General features: G+C 71.6%; 18 protein-coding genes. 9 read left to right on the top strand and 9 right to left on the bottom strand.

The genetic code is table 11. The annotated features are described in order from the left end of the window. Positions 1-40: 40 nt before the first annotated feature. Both AB0N14_RS25620 and AB0N14_RS25615 read right to left on the bottom strand, forming a co-directional pair. The gene (locus AB0N14_RS25620; RefSeq protein WP_366028041.1) at positions 41-712 is read right to left on the bottom strand and encodes a response regulator transcription factor; all 672 of its coding nucleotides are present in this window, start codon (positions 710-712) and stop codon (positions 41-43) included. 51 nt (positions 713-763) lie between these two features. After that, positions 764-1,969 (bottom strand): sensor histidine kinase, encoded by a 1,206-nt coding sequence (locus AB0N14_RS25615; protein WP_366028040.1) that lies wholly within the window; start codon positions 1,967-1,969, stop codon positions 764-766. A gap of 129 nt (positions 1,970-2,098) precedes the next feature. Between AB0N14_RS25615 and AB0N14_RS25610 the strand changes: the two genes are divergently transcribed. Beyond that, positions 2,099-3,103, top strand: a complete 1,005-nt coding sequence (locus tag AB0N14_RS25610; protein ID WP_366028039.1) for an SAM-dependent methyltransferase — start codon at positions 2,099-2,101, stop codon at positions 3,101-3,103. Positions 3,104-3,182: 79 nt separating this feature from the next. On the opposite strand, the gene AB0N14_RS25605 is transcribed toward AB0N14_RS25610, so the two are convergent. After that, positions 3,183-4,334: an NADH-quinone oxidoreductase subunit D gene (locus tag AB0N14_RS25605; protein ID WP_366028038.1), complete on the bottom strand. Its 1,152-nt coding sequence runs from the start codon at positions 4,332-4,334 to the stop codon at positions 3,183-3,185. A 31-nt stretch (positions 4,335-4,365) separates the two neighbouring features. Between AB0N14_RS25605 and AB0N14_RS25600 the strand changes: the two genes are divergently transcribed. Both AB0N14_RS25600 and AB0N14_RS25595 read left to right on the top strand, forming a co-directional pair. Continuing rightward, positions 4,366-4,857 carry a PH domain-containing protein gene (locus AB0N14_RS25600; RefSeq protein ID WP_366028037.1) on the top strand — a complete coding sequence of 164 codons (492 nt, stop codon included), beginning with the start codon at positions 4,366-4,368 and terminating at the stop codon, positions 4,855-4,857. After that, positions 4,854-6,185, top strand: coding sequence for a PH domain-containing protein (locus tag AB0N14_RS25595; protein WP_366028036.1), 1,332 nt, complete (start codon positions 4,854-4,856; stop codon positions 6,183-6,185). The genes AB0N14_RS25600 and AB0N14_RS25595 overlap by 4 nt, the downstream gene beginning before the upstream one ends. A gap of 93 nt (positions 6,186-6,278) precedes the next feature. Here the strand turns inward: AB0N14_RS25595 and AB0N14_RS25590 are convergent, their stop codons facing one another. Together AB0N14_RS25590 and AB0N14_RS25585 are read right to left on the bottom strand one after the other, a co-directional pair. Further along, entirely contained in the window at positions 6,279-7,445 is a 1,167-nt protein-coding gene (locus AB0N14_RS25590; protein ID WP_366028035.1) for a hypothetical protein, read from the bottom strand. 384 nt (positions 7,446-7,829) lie between these two features. Then, on the bottom strand, positions 7,830-8,957 hold the full coding sequence (locus tag AB0N14_RS25585; protein ID WP_366028034.1) for an alpha/beta hydrolase-fold protein: 1,128 nt from the start codon (positions 8,955-8,957) through the stop codon (positions 7,830-7,832). A gap of 210 nt (positions 8,958-9,167) precedes the next feature. Between AB0N14_RS25585 and AB0N14_RS25580 the strand changes: the two genes are divergently transcribed. The 6 genes from AB0N14_RS25580 to AB0N14_RS25555 all read left to right on the top strand — a co-directional run bounded on the left by AB0N14_RS25580 (position 9,168) and on the right by AB0N14_RS25555 (position 14,494). Further along, positions 9,168-11,006 carry a phosphatidylglycerol lysyltransferase domain-containing protein gene (locus AB0N14_RS25580; RefSeq protein ID WP_366028033.1) on the top strand — a complete coding sequence of 613 codons (1,839 nt, stop codon included), beginning with the start codon at positions 9,168-9,170 and terminating at the stop codon, positions 11,004-11,006. Between the two features lie 305 nt (positions 11,007-11,311). Next, positions 11,312-12,199 (top strand): dihydropteroate synthase, encoded by an 888-nt coding sequence (gene folP / locus AB0N14_RS25575; RefSeq protein WP_366028032.1) that lies wholly within the window; start codon positions 11,312-11,314, stop codon positions 12,197-12,199. After that, positions 12,196-12,696, top strand: a complete 501-nt coding sequence (locus tag AB0N14_RS25570) for a nuclear transport factor 2 family protein (protein WP_366028031.1) — start codon at positions 12,196-12,198, stop codon at positions 12,694-12,696. Before folP ends, AB0N14_RS25570 begins: the two co-directional genes overlap by 4 nt. Positions 12,697-12,954: 258 nt before the next feature. Next, positions 12,955-13,314 (top strand): dihydroneopterin aldolase, encoded by a 360-nt coding sequence (gene folB / locus AB0N14_RS25565; protein ID WP_366028030.1) that lies wholly within the window; start codon positions 12,955-12,957, stop codon positions 13,312-13,314. Beyond that, the gene (folK, locus tag AB0N14_RS25560; RefSeq protein WP_366028029.1) at positions 13,311-13,922 is read left to right on the top strand and encodes a 2-amino-4-hydroxy-6-hydroxymethyldihydropteridine diphosphokinase; all 612 of its coding nucleotides are present in this window, start codon (positions 13,311-13,313) and stop codon (positions 13,920-13,922) included. The genes folB and folK overlap by 4 nt, the downstream gene beginning before the upstream one ends. A gap of 77 nt (positions 13,923-13,999) precedes the next feature. Then, positions 14,000-14,494 carry a DUF3180 domain-containing protein gene (locus AB0N14_RS25555; protein WP_366028028.1) on the top strand — a complete coding sequence of 165 codons (495 nt, stop codon included), beginning with the start codon at positions 14,000-14,002 and terminating at the stop codon, positions 14,492-14,494. 72 nt (positions 14,495-14,566) lie between these two features. Here the strand turns inward: AB0N14_RS25555 and folE are convergent, their stop codons facing one another. The 4 genes from folE to tilS all read right to left on the bottom strand — a co-directional run bounded on the left by folE (position 14,567) and on the right by tilS (position 19,401). Continuing rightward, complete coding sequence (gene folE, locus AB0N14_RS25550) at positions 14,567-15,172, bottom strand: GTP cyclohydrolase I FolE (protein WP_366028027.1); 606 nt, start codon at positions 15,170-15,172, stop codon at positions 14,567-14,569. Between the two features lie 134 nt (positions 15,173-15,306). Further along, on the bottom strand, positions 15,307-17,328 hold the full coding sequence (gene ftsH / locus AB0N14_RS25545) for an ATP-dependent zinc metalloprotease FtsH (protein WP_366028026.1): 2,022 nt from the start codon (positions 17,326-17,328) through the stop codon (positions 15,307-15,309). Positions 17,329-17,562: 234 nt separating this feature from the next. Then, on the bottom strand, positions 17,563-18,123 hold the full coding sequence (gene hpt, locus AB0N14_RS25540; RefSeq protein ID WP_103840506.1) for a hypoxanthine phosphoribosyltransferase: 561 nt from the start codon (positions 18,121-18,123) through the stop codon (positions 17,563-17,565). 231 nt (positions 18,124-18,354) lie between these two features. Beyond that, the gene (gene tilS, locus AB0N14_RS25535) at positions 18,355-19,401 is read right to left on the bottom strand and encodes a tRNA lysidine(34) synthetase TilS (RefSeq protein ID WP_366028025.1); all 1,047 of its coding nucleotides are present in this window, start codon (positions 19,399-19,401) and stop codon (positions 18,355-18,357) included. Between the last annotated feature and the right edge of the window lie 54 nt (positions 19,402-19,455).

Here is a 19,455-nt window from a genome sequence, read left to right as displayed (position 1 = left end):
GCGCGCGCCGGCCCGGGGCCGACCGCAGCTCAGTGGTGGCTCAGCCGTGCCCGCCCGCCCGGACGAGTCCCGTCTCGTAGGCGAGGACGACCACCTGCACCCGGTCCCTGAGCCCCAGCTTGGTCAGGATGCGGCCCACATGGGTCTTCACGGTCGCCTCGGACAGCACCAGCCGGGCCGCGATCTCCCCGTTGGACAGGCCCTGGGCCACCAGCATCATGACCTCGCGCTCGCGGTCGGTGAGCCGCTCCAGCTCCTTGTGCCGGGGCTCCGTGCTGCCGCCCGGCAGCATCGGTGCGAACCGGTCGAGCAGACGACGGGTCGTGGACGGCGCGACCACCGCGTCGCCGCTGTGCACGGCGCGGATGGCGGCGAGCAGTTCGCCGGGCGGCACGTCCTTGAGCATGAAGCCGGAGGCGCCCGCCTTCAGCCCCGAGAACGCGTACTCGTCCAGGTCGAACGTGGTGAGGATCAGCACCTTGGGCGGGTTCGGGTCCGCGCAGATGCGGCGGGTCGCCTCCACGCCGTCCAGCTTCGGCATGCGCACGTCCATCAGCACCACGTCGACCTCGGTCGAACGCAGCACCTGAAGGGCCTCGACGCCGTCACCCCCCTCCGCGACGACCTCCATGTCCGGCTGGGCGGCCAGCACCATCCGGAACCCGGTGCGCAGCAGCACCTGGTCGTCGACGAGCATCACGCGGATCGGCATGGCGGGGGTCCTCCGGTCGGTGGGTGTCGGGCGGGCTGGGGCGGGCACGTGTCAGTGGGCCGGTTTCAGCGGAAGCAGGGCACTGATGCGGAAGCCTCCTCCGGGGCGGGGGCCCGCGTCCAAAGTTCCGCCGACCATGCCGACGCGCTCCCGCATGCCGATCAGACCGTGGCCCTGGCCGTCGAGGCCGCCCTCCTCGTAGAGCTCGTGCGGGGCGCCCTTGCCGTCGTCCTCGACGAGCAGTCCGAGGCCGTCGTCGAAGTACACCAGGCGCACGCTGGCGCCCGCGCCCGGCCCCCCGTGCTTGCGGGTGTTCGTGAGCGCCTCCTGCACGATGCGGTACGCGGTGAGCTCCACGCCGCTGGGCAGCGGGCGCGGGGTGCCCTCCACCTTGAAGTCGACGGGCAGGCCCGCGCTGCGGCACTGCTCGACCAGGTCGTCGATCTGTTCGACATCGGGCTGCGGGACGTACTCGCCCTCCTCCTTGTGCTCGCCGGTGCGCAGCACGCCGAGCAGCCGGCGCATCTCGGCGAGCGCCTGACGGCCGGTGGTGGAGATCGTCTCCAGGGCCTTCTTCGCCTGGTCGGGAGCGGTGTCGAGGACGTAGGCGGCGCCGTCGGCCTGCACCACCATCACCGAGACGTTGTGCGCGACCACGTCGTGCAGCTCGCGGGCGATACGGGCGCGCTCGGCGGCGACCGCGACCTTGGCCTGCGCCTCGCGCTCCTTCTCCAGCCGGGCGGCGCGCTCCTCCAGCTGGGCGAAGTAGGCGCGCCGGGTGCGCAGGGAGTCACCGAGGACCCAGGCGAGCGCGAAGGGCACGGTCTGGAAGACGGCTATCGCGATGTTGTCCAGGGCACCCGAGTGGTGTTCCGGCCAGCGGATCGTGGCCAGGGTGCCCGCGCTCAGGCCGACGATCAGGCCGACGCGGGAGGCCCAGCGGGCGCCCAGGGCGGCCACCGTGTAGATGATCACCAGCATGGCGAAGTCGGCGATCATCGACTGCTCGTCCAGGACCAGCTGGGCCAGGCCCATGCCGGCGGCGACGATCAGCATCTTCTCGGGCATACGGCGGCGCAGCGCGACGACGAGGCAGAGCACGGCGGAGACCGCGAGCCCGACCGGGAGCGATCCGTGGTGGTCCGGCGCCCCGTTGAGATTCGTCAGACTCACGCAGGAGAGCCCGAACAGGACGACGGCCCAGAAACTGTCGACCCAGGTGGGATGCCTGCGGAGGAAGTCATAGAGGCGCTGCACGTAACCCAGAGTAGGGAAACGCGCAGGGTGCGGGGTCAACCGGAGGACCGATCCGTGACGGACACACGTACTCCGCAAGGTGGATACCCGTCGGCACCCCATGGTCGGAGAGGCACCTAGCCTGACCCCGTGGGACAGCGGCTGAGCGGTGAGTGGCGGGGATGGCGGGCGGCGGCCGAGGAGGCGCTGTACGGGGCGGACGGCTTCTACCGGCGGCCCGAGGGGCCCGCCGCGCACTTCCGTACGTCCGTGCACGCCTCGCCGCTGTTCGCCGTGGCCGTGGCCCGGCTGCTGTGCCTGGTCGACGAGGCGCTGGGGCGGCCGGCCGAGCTGACCTTCGTGGACATGGCGGCGGGGCGGGGCGAACTGGTCGCCGGGGTCCTGGACGCGCTGCCCGGGGACGTGGCCGCCCGCACGCGCGCGTGTGCTGTGGAGATCGCCGACAGGCCCCGGGGCCTGGATCCCGGGATCGAGTGGCTGGGCAAGCCCCCGGAGAAGATCACCGGACTGCTGTTCGCGAACGAGTGGCTGGACAACGTGCCGCTCGAGGTCGCGGAGGCGGACGCCGACGGCGTGCCCCGGTTGGTCCTGGTCCGGCGGGACGGAACCGAGCGGCTCGGGGAGCCGGTCACGGGAGCGGAGGCGGCGTGGCTGGAACGCTGGTGGCCGCTGTCCGCCGAAGGGGCCCGGGCCGAGATCGGCGCGCCCCGGGACACCGCGTGGGCCGCCGCGGTCGCCACCGTCGAGCGCGGGCTGGCCGTCGCCGTCGACTACGCGCACCGCGCGGACGCCCGGCCGCCGTTCGGGACGCTCACCGGGTTCCGCGCGGGCCGGGAGTGCACTCCCGTGCCGGACGGCTCCTGCGACATCACGGCGCATGTGGCCCTGGACGCGTGTGCCCTGCCGGGAGCACGCCTGCTGACCCAGCGCGTCGCGCTGCGAGCCCTCGGGATCACCGGCGCACGCCCCCCGCTCACGCTCGCCTCCACGGACCCCACCGCGTACGTACGCGCCCTCGCGCACGCCGGAGCCGCCGCCGAGCTCACCGCGCCCGGCGGCCTCGGCGACTTCGGCTGGCTGCTCCAGCCCGTGGGCATCCCGGAAGCGGCCCTCGAAGGACTCGTAGGCTCGTAGGCTCGTAGGCTCGTAGGCCACGAAGACTCGAAGGGCCCGATTACCTCGAACGGCTCGCCGGCCTCGAAGGCTCGGGAAGCTACTTGTCGATGTCCCCGACCACGAAGAACATCGACCCCAGGATCGCCACCATGTCGGCGACCAGCGTGCCCGGCAGCAGCTCGGTCAGCGCCTGGATGTTGTTGTACGAGGCCGAGCGGAGCTTGAGCCGGTACGGCGTCTTGTCGCCCTTGCTGACCAGGTAGTAGCCGTTGATGCCGAGCGGATTCTCGGTCCAGGCGTAGGTGTGGCCCTCGGGCGCCTTGAGCACCTTGGGCAGGCGCTGGTTGACCGGCCCCGGCGGCAGCTCGGCCAGCCGGTCCAGGCACGCGTCGGCCAGGTCCAGCGCGATGTGCGTCTGCTCCAGCAGGCACTCGAAACGGGCCAGGCAGTCGCCCTCCTGCCGGGTGACGACCCTGAGGGTGTCCTGGAGGTCCCCGTAGGCCAGGTACGGCTCGTCCCGGCGCAGGTCGAAGTCCACACCGGAGGCGCGCGCGATCGGCCCGCTGACGCCGTAGGCGTGCACGGTCTCCGGCGGGAGGACGCCCACGCCCCGGGTGCGCCCCCGGAAGATCTCGTTGCCGAGCACCAGGTCGTCGAACCGGTCCATACGGGAGCGCACGTCACGGACGGCGGTACGCGCGCGTGCGGTCCATCCCGCCGGAAGGTCCTCCTTGAGTCCGCCGACCCGGTTGAACATGTAGTGCATGCGGCCGCCGGAGATCTCCTCCATGACGTTCTGCAGCTCCTCGCGCTCCTGGAACGCGTAGAACACCGGCGTGATGCCGCCCAGCTCCAGCGGGTAGGAGCCGAGGAACATCAGGTGGTTCAGGACCCGGTTCAGCTCCGCGAGGAGCGTGCGCATCCACACGGCGCGCTCGGGCACCTCCATGCCGAGCATGCGCTCGACGGCGAGGACCACGCCCAGCTCGTTGGAGAAGGCGGAGAGCCAGTCGTGGCGGTTGGCCAACATGATGATCTGGCGGTAGTCGCGCGCCTCGAACAGCTTCTCCGCACCGCGGTGCATATAGCCGATGACCGGCTCCGCACGCTTGATCCGCTCGCCGTCCAGAACCAGCTTCAGCCGCAGCACACCGTGCGTGGACGGGTGCTGGGGCCCGATGTTGAGCACCATGTCGGTGCTCTCCGCGGCGCCGCCGATCCCGACCATGGTCTCCGTCGTAGGAGTCATGGACCCAGTCTCTCGTACGTACGCTTGCGCCATGGAAACGGGGACGGTGAAGGCGGGCGGGGAGCCCCTCTGGACGGGTCTGCCACCAGGGCTGCTGAGAATGCGGCGGATGCTGCTGCTGGTGTGGCTGGGGCTGGGGACCGTCGTGGTGGCGCTGCTGCCGGGGCTGCTGGCCGGACCGGTGTGGGCGCTGTTCGCACTGCTGCCGCTGGCCGGGCTCGCCTGGGGCTGGGTGCTGCTCGGCCGCAACTGGCGCTCCTGGCGGTACGCCGAGCGCGCCGACGACCTGCTGATCAGCCGGGGCGTGCTGTGGCGGGAGGAGACCGTGGTGCCCTACGGCCGCATGCAGCTCGTGGAGGTGACCTCCGGTCCCGTCGAACGTCACTTCGGGCTGGCGAGCGTCCAGCTGCACACGGCCGCCGCCGCGACCGACGCCAGGATCCCGGGGCTGCATCCGGCCGAGGCTGAGCGGCTGCGGGACCGGCTGACCGAGCTGGGCAAGGCCCGATCGGCGGGGCTGTGAGCGACAGCGGGGCACAGCCCGGCATACCCGAGGGGCAGCGCGGCACCGAGCGGCGGCTGCATCCCGTGACCCCGCTGCGGCGCGCCTGGGCGCCGGTCGCCGTGGTCGTCGGCTGGGCCGCGCACGACCCGAACCAGGCCCAGGAGCAGCTGGCGAAACTGACCGCGACCGCGCTCCTCATCGGCCTCGCGGTCCTGGTGCCGGCCGCCGCCCTGTACGGCTTCCTCAGCTGGTGGTTCACGCACTTCTCGGTGACCGACACCGAACTGCGCATCCGCACGGGCCTGCTGTTCCGCCGTACCGCGCACATCCGTCTGGACCGGCTGCAGGCCGTCGACGTCACCCAGCCGCTGCTGGCCCGCCTCGCAGGTGTCGCCAAGCTGAAGCTGGACGTCATCGGCACCCACAAGAAGGACGAACTGGCCTATCTCGGCCAGGGGGAGGCGCGGGCGCTGCGGGCCGAGCTCCTCGCCCGCGCGGCCGGCTTCGCCCCCGAGACGGCGCACGAGGTCGGCGAGGCGCCGGTACGGCGGCTGCTGCACGTGCCACCGGGCGACCTGGCCGTCTCCCTCCTCCTCATCGGGGCCACCTGGGGCTCGCTGCTGGGCGCCCTGGTCGTGCCGACGCTGGTGTGGCTCGGCACGCACAGCGTGGGGGCGGTGCTGGCCGCCGGGCTGCCGTTGCTCGGCGGCGCGGCCACCAGGTCGGCGGGGCGTTTCGTGCGCGCGTACGACTGGACGGTGGGTGAGTCGCCGGACGGGCTCCGTATGGACCACGGGCTGCTGGACCGGTCGCACGAGACGGTGCCGCCGGGGCGCGTGCAGAGCGTACGGATCGTGGAGCCGCTGCTGTGGCGGAGGCGCGGCTGGGTGCGGGTCGAACTGGACGTGGCCGGCTCGTCCGACTCGGTGCTGGTCCCGGTCGCCCCGCGCGCGGCCGCCGAGTCGGTGATCGCCCGGGTGCTGCCCGGGGTGACCGTGCCGACGTCCCTGTCCCGGCCGCCGCGGCGCGCGGCCCGGTGCCTGCCGATGTGGTGGCGCGGCCAGGGGCTGGCCGACACCGAGGCGGTGTTCGCCGCCCGGCGCGGCCTGCTGCGCCGCACCCTGTCCCTCGTCCCGCACGCCAAGGTGCAGAGCGCACGGCTGACGCAGGGGCCGTGGCAGCGGCTGTGGCGGGTCGCCGACGTGCACCTGGACACCGGCGCGAACAAGACGGTCACGGCCCGCCTCAGGGACGCCGAGGAGGCGGCGGAACTGCTGTACGCGCAGGCGGACCGGTCGCGCACGGGGCGACGGGACGCCCGGCCGGACCGGTGGATGGCCTCGTAGGCCACAGCGCCACCACGTGACGCGGGACGTCGGGACGACGTGAGCGGCGGCGGCACCTGGTGTGCCGCCGCCCCCATTCCACGTCCTGGCGGTTCAGGAGGCCGCGGTCCGCAGCCCCTGGACGTCGATCCGCTCGGTCTCGTCGTGCGCCGTCAGGTCGATGACCTGGCCGACGGCGCGCGCCTCGGGGTCCGCGGACTTGAAGCCGGACTCGGACTCCGCCTTGTGCACCGCGAGCGCCTCCTGGCCGACGACGTCCGCGAGGTCCTCGTTCTGCACGGACTCCAGGCTCTGCCGCGACTTGGTGCCGAAGAAGTCGAACCCACCCTCGACGGCCGGGCGCGGACGCGGAGCCGACGGTACGACGGCCACGGCGGTCGGCACCGTGAAGTGCCCGGTGGTGTGGGCCGACTTGGCGGCGGGGGGCTGGGGCTGCTGTTCCTCCGAGGCGGCCGGGTGCTCCTGCTCGGCGGCCGACTCGCCCTCGCCTTCGATCTCGGCGCCGGCCTCGGGGGCCTCCGGGGCGTCGGGATCGGCGGAGGCGCGCTCGCCGCCGTCGTCGTCCGGGCCGCCCTTCGTCGGGGAGTCCTTCTCGCTCGCCGCCCCGGAGTCGTCGTCCGGCTCCCCGGCGCCGCCCGCGGCCCCGCGCCGGGCAAGCCGTGCCAGCGCCTCGTCGGCCGCCGCGAAGAGCGCCGGGCCCGCCGGGGAGAACGCCCGGGGTGCGGACGGCGCCGGCCCGGCGTCGTCGTCCGGCTCGGTGGCGGGCGCGTCCGCGACCGGCGCGGACAGTTCCGGCGAAGCGGGCGCGGCCTCGATCGCCAGCCGGCGGCGGCCCTCCAGGGCGCTCGCGCGCTCCGTCTCCGCCGTGGCGTACCGCCGCAGCAGGGCGGCGTGTTCGTTGCGGAGATTGGCCAGTTCCGTGCGCTTGGCGCGGAGCCTCTGCTCCAGTTTGGCGCGCAGTTCGCGCGACTCCTCGAGGTCGGTCTCCAACTCGGCGACGCGCTCCTCGTGACGCCATTCGTCGCTCGCCCGCGCGCGCGTGAGGTCGGCGACGCGTTTGCCCGCGGCCAGGTCCCAGCGGCGCATGACGACCGAGCCCAGGATCGTCGTGACCGCGGCACCCGCGGCCAGCCCACGGAGCACCAGTGGCTCCGTGAACAACCAGGGCCCCACGGCGCAGACGACCGAGACGCCTGCGATCACCGAAGGAGGCAACAGCCTGTGCAAGGGTGGGGAATGACGGTGACGTCCACGTGGCATGGCCAGAAACTTACCGCGCGTAGGCGAATGATGGTGCCACGCCCGGTAAAAACACGGCCACTCCGCAGCGTTCACACAGTCCCATCGGCATCGGAATGGGAACAGGCGGCTTGCGAATCCACGCGATTCGCTTCGGCGCCGATACGCCGACGATCTTGTCAGCGGTCCCCTGGGCGGGTGGCGACCGCCCTGCCAGGCCCTTCCCGTGGCACGGCAGTCGTCTTCCCGGGGCCGCCCGGACCCACTTTCAAGATCATTCATCGGGAGGCCGTGATCTCGATCTCCGGCCCGGGCTCCCGCACCCGAAAGCGAGTCAGGGGAGCTCGACCCGCCCGTCTTGGGATTGTGCGGAATTCCCGTCCGAGCCGCCGCCTATTCGGCCACTCAGCGGTCGCTGAGCCGCCCGCTCAACCACTGCAGCGCGGCCGGGATCTCGCGCCGCCAGGTGTTGAAGTTGTGGCCGCCGCTGTCGAGGATGATCGACGAGATCCTGGTCGGCTTCTTGGCCTTCACCGCGTCTATGAACCGGAGCGTGGACTTGTAGTCCTTCTCCCCGGCCTTGCTGCTGGTGACGAGCAGTGAAGTGTCGGGAGCCTTCAGGTGTTTGATGCACCACATCAGGTCGGCGCGGTTTTCCAGGTCCTTCTTGCCGCCGAACAGGTCGCCCGTGGTCGGGTCGACCGCCGCCTTGTAGTACGGCGACAGGCCTGCCCCGGCGGCGTACGTGAGCGGGTGGTGCATCGCCAGCTTCAGCGCGCAGTAGCCTCCCGTGGAGTCGCCGATGATGCCCCAGCCGTAGGGGATCGGTCCCACCCTGTAGTGGGACCGGACCGCGTAGGGGAGCTCCTTCCCGAAGAACGTCTCCGTCTGCGGTCCACCCGGGATGTCCGCGCACTCCGTGTCCCGCGGCGGCGCGACGGTCGGGCGCATCATCACCAGGATCATCGGCTGCATCTTGCCCTTCTTTGCCAGATCGTGCGCCGTCTGCGGGTAGTGCAGCCCCTTGACGAGCGCCGCGGTCGTCCCCGGGTAGCCGGTGAGGACGACGGTCACCGGGAACGTCCTCGCGCGGTACTGCGGCTGGAAGTACTCCGGCGGCAGGTACACCAGTGCCGATGTGGCGATATGAGTGCCACTCCCCGTTATGGCGACCTTCTGGATCTGGCCGCCGATCTGCGGCTGCCCGCCACCCGGCACGGGCACCGTCTGGGTGCCCATGACCTGGAGGGGCCCGCCGCCCGACCCCGCGGTGCCACCGGCGAGGACCACGCCCTGCTCGTTCTCCTGGCCGAACAGGTCCGCCCAGCTGGCGTAGAAGCCGAATGTCTGGTTGGCGAGGATCCCGAGGGACGCGAAGATCGACAACTGGGTGGCGAACAGCAGACCGACCCGTCCACTGACGGCCCGCCAGTTCCGTCGCGCCAGCCGTGGCCAGTACCACACCGTGCCGACGAACAGCAGCACGGCGAACACGATCGCCAGCGCCAGCACCTTGTTGCTCGTGAGACCCATGGGCTCTTTCCTGCCTGCGCTTTCCATACGGCCGCGGGGCCCGCCCCCGCGGTTTCGCCGGTCCTTGCCCCGGACTTTCCGTCGCCTTTGAACCAGCTTTGTGATGGGGAGTGAACCTCTCTCCCCGAGACACCGTCCTAGAGGGCGCAATGTCGCCGGATGCCCCAATCGGCACCGGGCTCAAGGTCTCTCGCAGAACTACGGGATGCGATGTCTGTCAGGATAGATGGGGAAAAGTCGGGTGAGGTTCCGGAGCGATCACCTGTGGTGTGGCGCATACTCCGTGGCCCGCGCCCGGAGGCCGTTCCCACGCTGATCGCCAGGGCCTGCACCCTCGTGGGAGTCCTGGACATCGCCGGTGGCGTGTTCCCGCGCTTCCGGCACAGCCGGATGCACCGCATGGCCGAGGTCCTGCCCGGCTCGTTCGGGCCCTTCGCCGCGGCCCTGTCCCTGAGCGCGGGCGTCCTGCTGCTGCTCCTGGCCCACGGGCTGCGCCGGCGCAAGCGCCGGGCGTGGCGCGCCGCGGTGCTGCTCCTTCCGGCGGGCGCCGTGTCGGAGTACGTCTACCGCCACTCGCTCGTCGGCGTGCTCATCGCGGTGGCGCTGCTGGTGCCGCTGCTGCGCCACCGAGGCGAGTTCGCGGCCCTGCCCGACCCGCGCAGCCGCTGGCGCGCACTGGCCAACTTCATCCTCATGGGCGCCGGTTCCGTGGGTCTGGGCCTGGTCATCGTCAGCGTCCACTCGCACCGCATGGTCGGCGACCCGAGCCTGTCCGACCGCCTCGAGCACGTCCTGTACGGCCTGTTCGGCTTCGAGGGCCCGGTCGACTACACCGGCAACACCTCCTGGACGGTGGGCTTCTCGCTCGGCGCGCTCGGTCTGATCACCGCGATCACCACGATCTACCTGGCGTTCCGTCCCGAACACCCGGCCGCCCAGCTCACCGAGGAGGACGAGGGACGGCTGCGCGCCCTGCTGGACAAGCACGGCAGTCGTGACTCCCTCGGCCACTTCGCGCTCCGCCGCGACAAGGCGGTCGTCTTCTCACCGAGCGGCAAGGCGGCGGTGACCTACCGCGTCGTGTCGGGCGTGATGCTGGCGAGCGGCGACCCGATCGGCGACGTGGAGGCCTGGCCTGGCGCCATCGAGCGGTTCATGGACGAGGCCAAGGCGCACTCCTGGACGCCCGCGGTCGTGGGCTGCTCGGAGACGGGCGGCGAGGTGTGGACCCGCGAGACCGGCCTGGACGCCCTCGAACTGGGTGACGAGGCGGTGGTGGACGTCAAGGATTTCTCCCTCTCCGGGCGCGCGATGCGCAACGTGCGCCAGATGGTGAAGCGCATCGAGCGCGCCGGTTACGAGACCCGGGTACGGCGCATCCGTGACCTCGGCGAGGGCGAGCTGGAGCGCATACGACGGGCGGCCGAGGACTGGCGCGGTACGGACACCGAGCGCGGCTTCTCCATGGCGCTCGGCCGTGTCGGGGACCCGGCCGACGGTGACTGCCTGATCGCGACGGCCCACAAGGCTGACGCCGAGGCAGGACCGTACGGCGACCTCAAGGCCGTCCTGCACTTCGTCCCCTGGGGCACGGACGGGGCCTCCCTGGACCTGATGCGCCGCGACCGCTCGGCCGACCCGGGCATGAACGAACTGCTGATCGTGGCCGCGCTGCAGGCTGCGCCGAAGTTCGGCATCGAGCGCGTCTCGCTGAACTTCGCGATGTTCCGCTCGGCGCTGGCCCGCGGCGAGAAGATCGGTGCGGGGCCGGTGCTGCGGGCGTGGCGGGGGCTGCTGGTCTTCCTCTCCCGGTGGTTCCAGATCGAGTCCCTGTACAAGTTCAACGCCAAGTTCCAGCCGCGCTGGGAGCCGCGGTTCATGGTGTACGCCTCCACCCGCGACCTGCCGCGCATCGGCTTCGCGGTCATGCAGGCCGAGGGCTTCGTGAACCTGGCCCTCCCCCGCGTCCTGCGCCGCACGTCCCGGGCCCCGCGCCCCTGCGCGCACGGCGTGGCGGAACGCGGGGTACGGACCCCCAGCCGGGCCTGACAGGCCCCGACCAGGCCCGATCGAGGCCCCCGATCCCCCACCGGGGGCCCCACCGGGCCGTCCCGGAGCCCGGCCGCAGCCGCACTGCGCAGCGACGGGGCGGAGCCGTCTCCGGCGAGGCCGTGCCCGACGGGCCATCCTCCGCCCCAGCGGTATCCCGGGGGCGCCGCCCCCCGGCGCCCCGACCCGCTGTGGCGGTCACCCCGCCCCGGGAGCCGGGTGCGGGGGGCCCGGGCCTGTCTTTGCCACGCCTCGCGACGCCGAGCTGATCCGAAAGGCAGGCCCCGGGGGCCTACGCTGAACGTATGAGCACGAAGAGTGGGCGGGGCCGCGTGGCCGGTCTTCCGGTGTGGGACCGCTGTGCGGTCATGGGGGTCGTCAACGTCACCCCCGACTCCTTCTCCGACGGCGGCCGCTGGTTCGACACCACCGTCGCCGTCAAGCACGGTCTCGACCTGGTCTCCGAGGGCGCCGACCTCGTCGACGTCGGCGGGGAGTCCACCCGCCCCGGTGCCCCCCGTGTCGACGAGGCCGAGGAGCTGAGGCGGGTCATCCCCGTCGTGCGCGGCCTCGCCTCCGAGGGCGTCACGGTCTCCGTCGACACCATGCGGGCCAGTGTCGCCGAGCAGGCCCTCGCCGCTGGTGCCGCCCTCGTCAACGACGTCAGCGGCGGCCTCGCCGACCCCGCGATGATCCCGGTCGTCGCGGCCACGGGCGCCCCCTTCGTGGTCATGCACTGGCGCGGCTTCCTGCAGGGCGGCAACGTCAAGGGCGTGTACGGGGACGTCGTCACCGAGGTCGTGGACGAGCTGCACGCGCGCGTGGAGGCCGTCCTCGAGGGCGGCATCGCCCCGGACCGCATCGTCGTCGACCCCGGTCTCGGCTTCTCCAAGGACGCCGAGCACGACCTCGCCCTGCTCGCCCACCTCGACCGCCTGCTCGGCCTCGGCCACCCCCTCCTGGTGGCCGCCTCCCGCAAACGGTTCCTCGGCCGCGTCCTGGCCGGCCCCGAGGGCGCACCCCCGCCCGCACGGGAGCGCGACGCCGCCACGGCCGCCGTCTCCGCACTCGCCGCGCACGCCGGCGCCTGGGCCGTGCGCGTGCACGAGGTGCGCGCGACGGCGGACGCCGTACGCGTCGCCCACGCCCTGGAGGACGCACGCACGACCGGAACCCCCGAAGGAGCCCGGTGAGCACCGCCCACACCGACGTCGAACAGGTCGAACTGGCCAACACGGCCTTCTACGAGGCCATGGAGCGGGGTGACTTCGAGGAGCTGTCCTCGCTCTGGCTCGCCCCCTCCGACCTGGGCGTCGACGAGGAGTACCACGACCCGGCCGACACCGGCGTGGTCTCCTGCGTCCACCCCGGCTGGCCCGTCCTGACCGGACGCGGCGAGGTCCTGAGGTCGTACGCGCTGATCATGGCGAACACCGACTACATCCAGTTCTTCCTCACCGACGTCCATGTCTCCGTGACGGGCGACACCGCCCTCGTGACCTGCACGGAGAACATCCTCAGCGGCGGCCCGTCCCCCGACGGCGGTGAGGAGCCGGGACCGCTCGTCGGCCAGCTCGTGGTCGCCACGAACGTGTTCCGCCGCACGTCCGACGGCTGGAAGCTCTGGTCGCACCACGCCTCCCCCGTGCTGACTGAAACCAGTGACGACGAGGAGGACGACTCCGTCTGAGGGGGTGGACGGCCCGCGCGAGTGGGTAGGCGGCCCGAAGTGGTCGGAATCACCTACTCCTGGGTATGGGCGGCTACCTGGCCATGAGCCACCGTGTTCCCCAGGGGAAACGCCCGATGAACCCTCCTGCCGGTGCCGTCGGCGCGTGCCCCCGTGGGCCGACGCTGTCAGTGTCCGCAGGTAGATTCGTTCGAGGCCGGTGTACCGTCCGCACCCGGTGAGAATCGGCCGCTACCGACGATTGCAGGAGTGATTCGCGTGGATCGTGTCGCGCTGCGCGGCCTGAAGGCCCGCGGGCACCACGGCGTGTTCCCCAAGGAGCGCGAGGAGGGCCAGACCTTCATCGTCGATCTCGTCCTGGGCGTGGACACCCGGCCGGCCGCGACCGACGACGACCTGACGAAGACCGTGCACTACGGCGTCGTGGCCGAGGAGGTCGTCGCCTTGGTCGAGGGGGAGCCCGTGAACCTCATCGAGACGCTCGCGGAGCGCATCGCACTGTCCTGCCTCAAGCACGCCCCGGTCCAGGAGGTCGAGGTCTGCGTCCACAAGCCGGACGCCCCGATCACGGTCCCCTTCGACGACGTGACCGTCACCATCACCCGGAGCCGAGTATGACCGCCTTCTTCGCCGGGGGTCAGAGCGACCCGACCGTCCAGCCGGTGCCCACCTCCGTCGTGGAGAAAGTGGACGCCGCCGACACCACCCTGCAGAACCCGAAACGGGCCGTGATCTCCATCGGCTCGAACCTGGGCAACCGCCTGGAGAACCTCCAGGGCGCGATAGACGCCCTGGAGGACACGCCGGGCGTCCGCGTCAAGGCGGTCTCGCCGGTGTACGAGACCGAGCCGTGGGGCGTGGCGCCCGGCAGCCAGTCGGCGTACTTCAACGCGGTGGTCGTCGTGAAGACGACCCTGCCTCCCTCCTCTCTGCTGGAGCGGGCGCACGCCGTCGAGGAGGCCTTCCACCGGGTGCGCGACGAGCGCTGGGGGGCGCGCACGCTGGACGTGGACATCGTCGCGTACGCCGACGTGGTCTCCGACGACCCGGTGCTCACGCTGCCCCACCCGCGCGCCCACGAGCGGGCCTTCGTCCTCGCGCCGTGGCACGACCTCGACCCGGAGGCCCAGCTGCCCGGCCGCGGCCCGGTGGCACACCTGCTCGACGCCGTCACCCGCCACGGGGTCACGCCCCGCGCAGACCTGGAACTCCGGCTGCCCGAGTAGTCGTTAAGGTCTACCGGGCCGGGGCCTCCCGGATCACCGCCCCGTGCGACCGACGGCCGGGCCGACGAAGGGACATCGTGAAAGAGCTGCGCGTCAGGACGCTGGTGGCGGTGTTCGTAGTGGCCGGAGTGCTGTCCTGGGCGGGCGCCCGCCTGTGGGACGTCGTGGGCACACTGCCCCGGGTCCCGCTGGCCGCCCCCGTCGTCCTCGCCCTGATCGCCGTGGTCCTGCTGGCCACGGCGCTCTCCCTTCGCTCCCGTCTGAAGGCCCAGCGTGAGCGCCGCCAGGACGCGAAGGGCGTCGACCCGCTGATGGCGGCCCGCGCGGTCGTCTTCGGCCAGGCCAGTGCCCTGGTCGCGTCCCTGGTCGCCGGCATGTACGGAGGCACGGGCGTCTTCCTCCTGGGCTCCCTGGACATGCCCTCCCGCCGCGACCAGGCCATCTACGCCGGCTTCTCGGTCGTCGCGGGCATCGCGGTCATAGCGGCCGCCCTGTTCCTGGAGCGGGTCTGCAAGCTCCCGGAGGACGACGACCAAGACGGCAACGACGGCAACGCGGCACCCGTCTCCTGACGGACGGCGCTGAGGCGGTCAGCGCGGTCAGCGCGGTCAGCGCGGTCAGCGCGGTCAGCGCGGTCAGCGCGGTCAGCGCGCCAGTATCAGGCTCATCGCCTCGGCGCGCGTCGTGGCGTCCCGCAGCTGGCCGCGCACGGCCGACGTCGTCGTCTTGGCGCCCGGCTTGCGGATGCCGCGCACGGACATGCACATGTGCTCGGCCTCGATGACGACGATGGCGCCCCGGGCCTCGAGGATGCGCATGAGCGAGTCCGCGATCTGCGTGGTGAGTCGTTCCTGCACCTGCGGCCGGCGTGCGAACACCTCGACGAGACGCGCCAGCTTCGACAGGCCGGTGATCTTTCCGCTCTCGGCCGGGATGTAGCCGACATGGGCGACACCGTGGAACGGCAGCAGGTGGTGCTCGCAGAGGGAGACGATCTCGATGTCCTTGACCAGGACCATCTCGTCGTGGCCCAGGTCGAACGTCGTCGTCAGTACGTCCTCGGGCTCCTGCCTGAGCCCGGCCAGAAGCTCCCGGTACGCCCGCGCCACCCTGCCCGGCGTCTCACGCAGCCCCTCTCGGTCCGGGTCCTCCCCGACCGCGATGAGCAGTTCCCTCACGGCGTTCTCCGCACGCTTCTCGTCGAACTCGCCGATCGTGCTCTCGCCGTCCAGCGTCACCGGGTCGGTCATGTGGTGCCTCGCTCCTGCGCCTGTGACGCGCACGGGTCGCGCGTCTCATCCGCGGCCTACCAAAACCGGCCGCGCCCCCCAGGCTAGAACCCTGGGGGGCGCGGCCGAAATTCCGGGGCCGGTGGGACCCGTGTTCAGCTCTCGCGGCGGTCTTCCGAAGACGCCTCCGTGGAGACGGACTCGGCGTTCGCGATCGCCGGGGTCGCGCCGTTCGCCCCGTTCGTCAGTGCGAGCTCCTTGGGGGAGAGCACCGGCGGGCGGGTGGACGGCGTGCGGCGCGAGGAACCGGTCCAGGCGGGCCGCGGCGGACGCTTGACCACGGGCGCGAAGATCTCGGCGATCTCCTCCTTGCCCAGGGTCTCCTTCTCCAGGAGGGCCAGGACGAGGTTGTCGAGGACGTCGCGGTTCTCGACCAGGATCTCCCAGGCCTCGTTGTGCGCCGTCTCGATGAGCTTCTTGACCTCCTCGTCCACCAGCGCGGCGACCTCTTCCGAGTAGTCGCGCTGGTGAGACATCTCACGGCCGAGGAACGGCTCGCTGCCGTCGGTGCCGAACTTGATCGCACCGAGGCGCTCGGTCATGCCGTACTGCGTGACCATCGCGCGGGCCAGGTTGGTGGCCTTCTCGATGTCGTTCGCGGCACCGGTGGTCGGGTCGTGGAAGACGAGCTCCTCGGCCGCGCGGCCGCCCAGCATGTAGGCCAGCTGGTCCAGCATCTCGTTGCGGGTCGTGGAGTACTTGTCCTCGTCCGGGAGGACCATCGTGTAGCCGAGGGCGCGGCCGCGGGACAGAATCGTGATCTTGTGGACCGGGTCGGCGTTCGGCGAGGCCGCCGCGACCAGGGCGTGGCCGCCCTCGTGGTACGCGGTGATCTTCTTCTCCTTGTCCGACATGATCCGGGTCCGCTTCTGCGGGCCCGCGACCACGCGGTCGATCGCCTCGTCCAGCATCCGGTTGTCGACCAGCTTCTTGTCGCTGCGGGCCGTCAGCAGCGCGGCCTCGTTCAGGACGTTGGCGAGGTCGGCGCCGGTCATGCCGGGGGTGCGGCGGGCGACGGCCGACAGGTCGACGTCCGGGGCGACCGGCTTGCCCTTCTGGTGGACCTTCAGGATCTCCAGACGGCCCTGCATGTCCGGGCGGTCGACCGCGATCTGACGGTCGAAGCGGCCGGGACGCAGGAGGGCCGGGTCGAGGATGTCGGGGCGGTTCGTGGCCGCGATGAGGATCACGCCGCCCTTGACGTCGAAGCCGTCCATCTCGACGAGCAGCTGGTTCAGGGTCTGCTCGCGCTCGTCGTGACCGCCGCCGAGGCCGGCGCCGCGGTGGCGGCCGACCGCGTCGATCTCGTCGACGAAGACGATCGCCGGGGCGTTCGCCTTGGCCTGCTCGAACAGGTCACGGACCCGGGAGGCACCGACACCGACGAACATCTCGACGAAGTCGGAACCCGAGATCGAGTAGAACGGGACACCCGCCTCGCCGGCGACGGCACGCGCCAGCAGCGTCTTACCCGTACCGGGCGGGCCGTAGAGCAGCACACCCTTGGGGATCTTCGCGCCGACAGCCTGGAACTTGGCCGGCTCCTGCAGGAACTCCTTGATCTCCTGCAGCTCCTCGACCGCCTCGTCCGCACCCGCGACGTCCGAGAACGTCGTCTTCGGGGTGTCCTTGGTGATGAGCTTCGCCTTCGACTTGCCGAAGTTCATCACCCGGGAGCCGCCGCCCTGCATCTGGTTCATCAGAAACAGGAAGACGACCACGATCAGGACGAAGGGCAGCAGGGAGAGCAGGATGCCGACGAAGGGGTTCTGCTTGGACGGCGAGACCGTGTAGCCCTTCGGGATCTGCTTGTTCTGGTACTTGTCCTGCAGGGTGTTGGCCAGGGTCACGCCCTGGTCGCCGATGTAGCTCGCCTGGATCTTGGAGCTGCCGTCGACCTTTACGCCGTCCTTGAGCGAGACCTTGACGACCTGCTCGTCGCCGGTGGTCAGCTTGGCCGAGTCGACCCTGTTGTCATTGATCGCCTGGACGACCTTGCCGGTGTCCACCGTTTTGTAGCCGCCTGAAGAGCCGACGACCTGCATCAACACGACCACGGCAAGGACGGCCAGCACGATCCACATGACCGGCCCACGGAAGTATCGCTTCACGTCCATCCATACGGAGCGGTGCCGCCCCGTCCCTCCTGCCATAGTGAGTTTGATAAAAACAGTTCTTCCGACGGTACCCCAGGATCGCCACCCTCAGCCGCAGGGGACTACCGGCAATACCGCCCACGCATCTCCAACGGCGCGAAACCCGTTGTGGTTCCCGAACGTCTTACAAAGACCTCAATCCGGGATCCGGCCGCCGCGCGGGCGGCCGGGAGCGGCCGGGCCGCGGAGGGTTCATCAGCCGCCGTAGACGTGGGGCGCGAGAGTACCGACGAACGGGAGGTTGCGGTACTTCTCCGCGTAGTCGAGGCCATAGCCCACGACGAATTCGTTCGGGATGTCGAATCCGACCCATTCGACGTCGATGGCGACCTTGGCGGCGTCCGGCTTGCGCAGCAGCGTGCACACCTTCAGCGACTCGGGCTCGCGGGAGCCGAGGTTGGAGATCAGCCAGGACAGGGTCAGCCCGGAGTCGATGATGTCCTCGACGATCAGGACGTGCTTGCCCTTGATGTCGGTGTCGAGGTCCTTGAGGATCCGCACGACGCCGGAGGACTGCGTTCCCGCGCCGTAGGAGGACACGGCCATCCAGTCCATCGTGACAGGGGTGGACAGTGCCCGGGCCAGGTCGGCCATGACCATCACCGCGCCCTTGAGAACGCCGACGATCAGCAGGTCCTTGCCCGCGTACTCCGCGTCGATCTTCGCGGCCAGCTCGGCCAGCTTCGCGTCGATCTCTTCCTTGGTGATGAGCACCTGCTTGAGGTCGGCACCCATGTCTTTCGCGTCCACCCGCATCACTTTCGGTCGTCCCGCCGCTTCGATTGCTCGCGCGCGTCCGGGAGCGCCGTGCCGCCGTCGAGGGCCGACCGCGGCCGGTCACCCCGCGCGGCGGCAGCCGCATGGCGGCTACTGCTCTCGCGGCGTGCCCGCGCTCTTCCTCGCGACAGCGGCGCGCCCCTTGGCCCGCTCGCGTGGCTGACCGGCCCCCTGAGGGGCGGCCGGGCGCCTCCCGCAGGGGGCGTGTTCTCAGCCTTGCCGAATCACCAGTCTGCCACCCTGCCGCTGGGCGACGACTTTGCCCGGGAGATTGATGGCCCCCTGGCCCCGCCAGCCGGTGATCAGCCGGTCGACCTCCTCGATGTGCCGGGCGAAGAGGGACCCGGCCGGGGCGCCCGCCTCGATGGCGGCGCGGCGCAGGATGCGGCGGCGGACGGCGGGGGGCAGGGCGTAGAGCTTGGCGCACTCCAGGAGCCCGGAGGCGTCGCGGACGGAGGCCTCGGCCTGGCCGGCCCAGGCGTCGAGGGCGTCGGCGTCGTCGCGGGAGAGCTGCGCCGTGCGGGCGAGGGCTTCGACGACGCCTTTGCCGAGCGCCTTCTCCAGGGCGGGCAGGCCCTCTTGGCGGAGCCGGGAGCGGGTGTAGGCGGGGTCGGTGTTGTGGGGGTCGTCCCAGACGGGCAGCGACTGGGTCATGCAGGCCTTGCGGGCGGTCTGCCGGTCGATGTGGAGGAAGGGGCGGCGGTAGCGGCCGCCGGTCCCCGAGACCGCGGCCATCCCGGACAGGGAGCGGATGCCGGAGCCGCGGGCGAGGCCCAGCAGGACGGTCTCGGCCTGGTCGTCGCGGGTGTGCCCGAGGAGGATCGCGGTCGCGCCGAGGCGGTCGGCGGCGGCGTCCAGGGCGGCGTAGCGCGCGTCGCGGGCGGCGGCTTCGGGTCCTCCGTCACGGCCGACGGTGACGGCGACGGACTCGACGGGGTCCAGGCCCAGCTCGCGCAGGCGCAGGACGACCTCGGCGGCGCGCAGGTCGGAGCCGGGCTGCAGGCCGTGGTCGACGGTGATGCCGCCGGCGGAGATGCCGAGCTTGGGTGCTTCGAAGGCGAGGGCGGAGGCGAGCGCCATGGAGTCGGCGCCGCCCGAGCACGCCACGAGCACGAGCGGCGCGGACGGGCGCTCGTGGGGCAGACGGCCGACGGTCACGTGCTCTCTCGGCCGCTCGGCGGTCTGCTCGGTCAGGATGTCGTGGAGGACGCGGCGGACCGCCAGGCGTATCGCCGCGACCGCAGGATGGGGACCCATGTCCGGTTCCCTTCATGAAGTTGTGTCGGGGGGTGAGCCCGAAGCCGGTCACTC

The sequence above is a fragment of the Streptomyces sp. NPDC051104 genome, from assembly GCF_040682835.1.
Taxonomy (GTDB): Bacteria; Actinomycetota; Actinomycetes; order Streptomycetales; family Streptomycetaceae; genus Streptomyces; species Streptomyces cynarae.
The sequence above is the reverse complement of the archived record's forward strand: the minus strand, read 5'-3'. Positions and strand labels throughout refer to the sequence as shown.

Coding starts and splice junctions, on each gene's coding strand:
- AB0N14_RS25585 (WP_366028034.1), bottom strand. CDS start 8,957: ATGGGTCTCACGAGCAACAAGGTGCTGGCGCTGGCGATCGTGTTCGCC.
- folE (WP_366028027.1), bottom strand. CDS start 15,172: ATGACCGACCCGGTGACGCTGGACGGCGAGAGCACGATCGGCGAGTTC.
- AB0N14_RS25600 (WP_366028037.1), top strand. CDS start 4,366: ATGGAAACGGGGACGGTGAAGGCGGGCGGGGAGCCCCTCTGGACGGGT.
- folP (WP_366028032.1), top strand. CDS start 11,312: ATGAGCACGAAGAGTGGGCGGGGCCGCGTGGCCGGTCTTCCGGTGTGG.
- AB0N14_RS25580 (WP_366028033.1), top strand. CDS start 9,168: ATGTCTGTCAGGATAGATGGGGAAAAGTCGGGTGAGGTTCCGGAGCGA.
- AB0N14_RS25590 (WP_366028035.1), bottom strand. CDS start 7,445: ATGCCACGTGGACGTCACCGTCATTCCCCACCCTTGCACAGGCTGTTG.
- hpt (WP_103840506.1), bottom strand. CDS start 18,123: ATGCGGGTGGACGCGAAAGACATGGGTGCCGACCTCAAGCAGGTGCTC.
- AB0N14_RS25620 (WP_366028041.1), bottom strand. CDS start 712: ATGCCGATCCGCGTGATGCTCGTCGACGACCAGGTGCTGCTGCGCACC.
- AB0N14_RS25605 (WP_366028038.1), bottom strand. CDS start 4,334: ATGACTCCTACGACGGAGACCATGGTCGGGATCGGCGGCGCCGCGGAG.
- folK (WP_366028029.1), top strand. CDS start 13,311: ATGACCGCCTTCTTCGCCGGGGGTCAGAGCGACCCGACCGTCCAGCCG.
- ftsH (WP_366028026.1), bottom strand. CDS start 17,328: ATGGACGTGAAGCGATACTTCCGTGGGCCGGTCATGTGGATCGTGCTG.
- tilS (WP_366028025.1), bottom strand. CDS start 19,401: ATGGGTCCCCATCCTGCGGTCGCGGCGATACGCCTGGCGGTCCGCCGC.